We start from the raw sequence: 4,855 nt of genomic DNA on the forward strand, positions 1-4,855 counted from the left end.
GCATCGCCGACGCGGCGGTGAGCCAGGCCGCGAAGACCGATGCGCGGGTCGGCGAGCTGTCGGTCGCGGCGAACCGCATCGGCGACGTGGTCAAGCTGATCACCGACATCGCCGAGCAGACCAATCTCTTGGCGCTGAACGCCACCATCGAGGCGGCCCGCGCCGGCGAGGCCGGCAAGGGCTTCGCGGTCGTCGCCAACGAGGTGAAGGCGCTGGCCGGACAGACCGCCAAGGCGACCGGCGAGATCTCGTCGCAGATCTCCGCCATGCAGGCGGCGACGCAGGACTCGGTCGCCGCCATCAAGGAGATCTCCGGCACCATCGGTCAGATCGCCGAGGTCGCCTCCGCCATCGCGGCGGCCGTCGAGGAGCAGGGCGCGGCGACGGCCGAGATCTCGCGCAACATCCAGCAGGCGGCCTCGGGCACGTCGCAGGTCGCCCAGAACATCACGGCGGTCAGCCGCGGTGCCGAGGAGACCGGCGCAGCGTCGGGCGAGGTTCTCAACGCCGCCGGCCAGCTCGCGATCGAGAGCAACCAGCTCCGCAGCGAGGTGACCAAGTTCCTCGACTCGGTGCGGGCCGCGTAAGCCGCGGCAGCCCGAGCGGCGAGCGATCGCACCAGGCGCCGCGCCCCGCGGCGCCCTCAGCGCCGGTTGACGTAGCGGACGCGCCAGCTGCCGGCGACGCGGTCGATGCGGGTCAGCGACAGGGGGGCGACGACGAAGCGCAGCGCGCTCTCCGGCGTGGTCTCCAGCGCGATCGCCAGGATCGCCCGGATCGTCCCGGAGTGGACGACCAGCACGGCGTCGCCGGCCGGCAGCTGGGCGAGGCCGCGGCGCACCCGCTCGATCTGGTCGACGAAGCTCTCGCCGCCGGGCGGCCGCCGGCGCGCCGGCGAATGCCAGAAGGTCGCGTAGTCGTCGCCGAACTCGGCCTCGAGGTCGGCATGGGTGCGGCCGGTCCACTCGCCGAAGCCCTGCTCGCGAAAATCGCTCTGCAGCATGGGATCGAGGCCGAGCGCCTGGGCCGTGTCGACGGTGCGCTGGGCCGGCGACGCATAGGCGGGCACGTCGGCCGGCAGCGCCTCGCGGAGCGCCGCGAAGCGGGCCGTGTCGGCGAGGTCGGCGGGCGCCTCGGGCGGATGGATGACGTCGCGCGGGCCCGCCACCGGGGCGTGCCGGATCAGCCAGAGATGCAGCTCGGCCCGATTCATGTCCCGGTGCCGAACCGGGCCGCGCACAGCACCAGCACGGCGACCTCGACGGCCTGCTCGGCGGCGCCGAGCACGTCGCCAGTCTGGCCGCCGATCTGCCGCTGCGCCAGATGGGCGACGGCAGCGGCCGCCGCCGCGGCGGCCAGCACCGACAGCAGCGCCTCCTTGACCGGCAGCATCACCAGCGTGATCACCAGGGCGATGACGGCGGCGGTCGCCATGACGGTCTTGGTCGGCGCGCCGGCGCGGGCGCCGAGCCCGTCGGTGCGGGCCGGCGGCAGCTTGAAGGCGAGCGCCGGGATGACGGCGCGGCCAAGCGCGTTCGCCGTCACCAGCACGGGCAGCACGGCGACCAGCGGCAGGGCGGCGAGCGCGAACACGCGCGTCGCGAAGCTCACCAGCAGCACCACGGCCCCGTAGGTGCCGAGCCGGCTGTCGCGCATGATCTCGAGCTTTCGCGCCTTGTCGTGGCCGCCGCCGAAGCCGTCGCCGGTGTCGGCGAGGCCGTCCTCGTGCAGGGCGCCGGTGACGAGCGCGCTGACCCCGAGCGCCAGCGCGGCGGCCGGCAGATGCGGCACCCCGACCAGCAGCAGGCCCAGATAGGCGATCCCGACCACCCCCCCGATTCCGGCGCCGACGAGCGGGAAGACTCGCATGGCCCGGGCGAGGTAAGACGGCGCCGGCCCGTCCGGATGGGCCATCGGGATTCGGGTGAGCAGCGAGACGGCGACGCGCAGGTCGTTCTGCCAGTCGCGCAGGCTGTTGCCGTTTTCCAAAGTGCTGGTCATCGAAAAGGACTCACCGTTGATCTTCTCCACTCTAGACGACCTTCGCGCCGCCTGTCGCGACCTGCCGGCCGGCGACGAGGCCGCCGCCGCGGCGGCTTTGGCGCGCCAGGCCGTGCTCACCAAGCCGCCCGGCAGCCTGGGCCGGCTCGAGGACCTCGCGGTCTGGCTCGCCCGCTGGCAGGGCCGGCCGATCCCCCGGCTCGATCGGGTGTCGATCGCCGTCTTCGCCGGCAATCACGGCATCGCGGCGCGCGGCGTCTCGGCCTTCCCGATCGAGGTCACGGCCCAGATGGTGGCCAACTACGCCGCCGGCGGCGCTGCGATCAATCGTCTCGCCGAGACGGCCGGGGCCGCGTTGAAGGTCGTGCCGCTCGACCTCGACCGGCCGACCGCCGACTTCACCAAGGCGCCCGCCATGGACGAGGGCGAGTTCCTGGCCGCCGTCTCGGCCGGCTACGCGGCGGTCGAGCCCGACCTCGACCTGTTCGCGGTCGGCGAGATGGGCATCGGCAACACCACGGCGGCGGCGGCGCTCTGCGCCGCGCTGCTCGGCGGCGGGGCGTCCCGCTGGGTCGGCCGCGGCAGCGGCGTCGACGACCACGGCCTGTCGCGCAAGCGCGACGCCGTCGAGGCGGGGCTCGCCCGCCACGGCGCCAAGGTCGCCGACCCGCTGGCGATCGCCGCGGCGCTCGGCGGCCGCGAGCTCGCCGCCATGATGGGGGCGACGCTGGCCGCCCGCCGGCACCGCGTCCCGATGCTGCTCGACGGCTACATCGCCAGCGCCGCCGTCCTGCCGCTCGCCCGGATGGCGTCCGACGCGCTCGCCCATTGCCGCGCCGCCCACTGCTCCGGCGAGCCCGGCCACAAGGCGCTCCTGCCGGCGCTCGGCCTCGTGCCGCTGCTCGACATCGGCATGCGGCTCGGCGAGGGGACCGGCGCCGCGGTCGCCATGCTGCTCGCCCGCGCGGCGCTCTCCTGCCACGCCGGCATGGCGACCTTTTCGGAAGCCGGCGTCGCCGAGAAGACCTGCTGACGGGAGGCGTCGCTCGCACCCGCGAGGACCACGTCGCCCGGGCCGCATTGCCATGCCGGCCCGGGCCACTATGATCGCGCGCCCCCAACCGCAAGAATCGAAGACCCCATGACCGTGCATCAGAACTTCATCGGCGGCGAGTGGATGCCCGCCGGCAATGCCGCGCCCAACATCAACCCGTCGGACGTCTCCGACGTGGTGGGCGAGTACGCCCGCGCCGGCCGGGCCGAGGCGGAAGCCGCCATCGCGGCCGCCAAGGCGGCGTTCCCGGCCTGGGCGCGCTCCAACCCGCACGAGCGCTACGAGATCCTGATGCGCGTCTCCACCGAGATCCTCGCCCGCAAGGAGGAGCTCGGCCGCCTGCTCGCCCGCGAGGAGGGCAAGACGCTCGCCGACGGCATCGGCGAGGTGACGCGGGCCGGCCAGATCTTCGGCTTCTTCGCCGGCGAGGCGGTGCGGCTGGCGGGTGAAAAATTCGCCTCGACGCGGCCCGGCATCGAGGTCGACGTGACGCGCGAGCCGGTCGGCATCGTCGCCATGATCACGCCGTGGAACTTCCCGATCGCCATTCCGGCCTGGAAGATCGCCCCGGCGCTCGCCTACGGCAACTGCGTCGTCATCAAGCCGGCCGACCTGGTGCCGGGCTCCGCCTGGGCGCTCGCCGACATCATCGCCCGCGCCGGTATCCCGAAGGGCGTGTTCAATCTCGTGATGGGCCGCGGCTCGGAGATCGGCGAGGTTCTGCTCAGCCACGACGACGTCGCCGCGATCTCGTTCACGGGCTCGGTCGGCACCGGCCGCAAGGTGGCGCAGGCCGCCGTCACGGCGCCGGTGATGAAGAAGGTGCAGCTCGAGATGGGCGGCAAGAGCCCGCTCGTGATCCTCGACGACGCCGACCTCGCCGTCGCCGTGGAGTGCGCGGCGAACGGCGCCTTCTACCAGACCGGCCAGCGCTGCACGGCCGGCACCCGCCTGGTCGTCACCGAGGGCATCCACGACCGCTTCGTCGAGGGCCTGGTCGCCCGCATGAAGCAGCTCGTCGTCGACGACGCGCTCAAGCCCGGAACGAACATCGGCCCGGTGGTCGACCAGAACCAGCTCGACCAGGATCTGCGCTACATCGCGATCGGTCAGAAGGAGGGCGCCAAGCTGGTCTGGGGCGGCGAGCGGCTCAACCGCGACAAGCAGGGCTTCTATCTGCAGCCGGCGCTGTTCACCGAGTGCGCGCGCGACATGCAGATCGTGCGCGAGGAGATTTTTGGGCCGGTCGCCGCCGTGTTGCGGGTGAAGGACTACGACGAGGCGCTGGCGGTCGCCAACGACAGCGTGTTCGGCCTGTCGTCCGGCATCTGCACGACCAGCCTGAAGCACGCGACCCACTTCAAGCGCAACTCCGACGCCGGCATGGTCAACGTCAATCTTCCGACCGCCGGCGTCGACTATCACGTCCCGTTCGGCGGCCGGAAAGGTTCGAGCTACGGCCCGCGCGAGCAGGGCCACTACGCCGTCGAGTTCTACACCACGGTGAAGACCAGCTACACGCTGGCGTGAGGGCGGCGCGTTCCGCCGGGCGTCGCGCCGGACGCCACCTGAAGCCTCTCCCCGCCGCGCGGGGAGAGGTCGACATCTGCGCTGCCGGCGCAGATGTCGGGTGAGGGGGCGTCGCCGCGAGTCCGAGCTTTTCGGAGACGCCCCCTTGTAACTCTGATTGTCGCGACTCGCGTAGTCTGCGGGCCGCGGTGACGGGCGGGAGCCCGGGAGCCCCTGGGCCAGGTCAGGCCGTGGGTGAGCATGGTGCCCCGCCCGTCGTTCCATCGAACC

5 protein-coding genes are annotated in these 4,855 nt (G+C 72.9%); 3 read left to right on the forward strand and 2 right to left on the reverse strand.

Annotation, left to right across the window (positions count from 1 at the left end; translation table 11 throughout):
- On the forward strand, window positions 1-587 hold a 587-nt coding region (locus CCR97_RS29120; protein WP_244670743.1), incomplete at its 5' end, for a methyl-accepting chemotaxis protein.
- A 56-nt stretch (window positions 588-643) separates the two neighbouring features.
- Here CCR97_RS29120 and CCR97_RS29125 read toward each other — a convergent pair.
- Together CCR97_RS29125 and cobS are read right to left on the reverse strand one after the other, a co-directional pair.
- Window positions 644-1,213: a histidine phosphatase family protein gene (locus tag CCR97_RS29125; RefSeq protein WP_111356687.1), complete on the reverse strand. Its 570-nt coding sequence runs from the start codon at window positions 1,211-1,213 to the stop codon at window positions 644-646.
- Entirely contained in the window at window positions 1,210-2,001 is a 792-nt protein-coding gene (gene cobS, locus CCR97_RS29130) for an adenosylcobinamide-GDP ribazoletransferase (RefSeq protein ID WP_111356686.1), read from the reverse strand. Before cobS ends, CCR97_RS29125 begins: the two co-directional genes overlap by 4 nt.
- Before the next feature lie 16 nt (window positions 2,002-2,017).
- On the opposite strand from cobS, the gene cobT reads away from it, so the two are divergent.
- Window positions 2,018-3,034 (forward strand): nicotinate-nucleotide--dimethylbenzimidazole phosphoribosyltransferase, encoded by a 1,017-nt coding sequence (cobT, locus tag CCR97_RS29135; protein ID WP_201160150.1) that lies wholly within the window; start codon window positions 2,018-2,020, stop codon window positions 3,032-3,034.
- A 108-nt stretch (window positions 3,035-3,142) separates the two neighbouring features.
- Window positions 3,143-4,585, forward strand: coding sequence for an aldehyde dehydrogenase family protein (locus tag CCR97_RS29140; protein WP_111360501.1), 1,443 nt, complete (start codon window positions 3,143-3,145; stop codon window positions 4,583-4,585).
- Window positions 4,586-4,855 lie beyond the last annotated feature (270 nt).

The sequence above is a fragment of the Rhodoplanes elegans genome (genome assembly GCF_016653355.1).
GTDB classification, from domain to species: Bacteria; Pseudomonadota; Alphaproteobacteria; order Rhizobiales; family Xanthobacteraceae; genus Rhodoplanes; species Rhodoplanes elegans.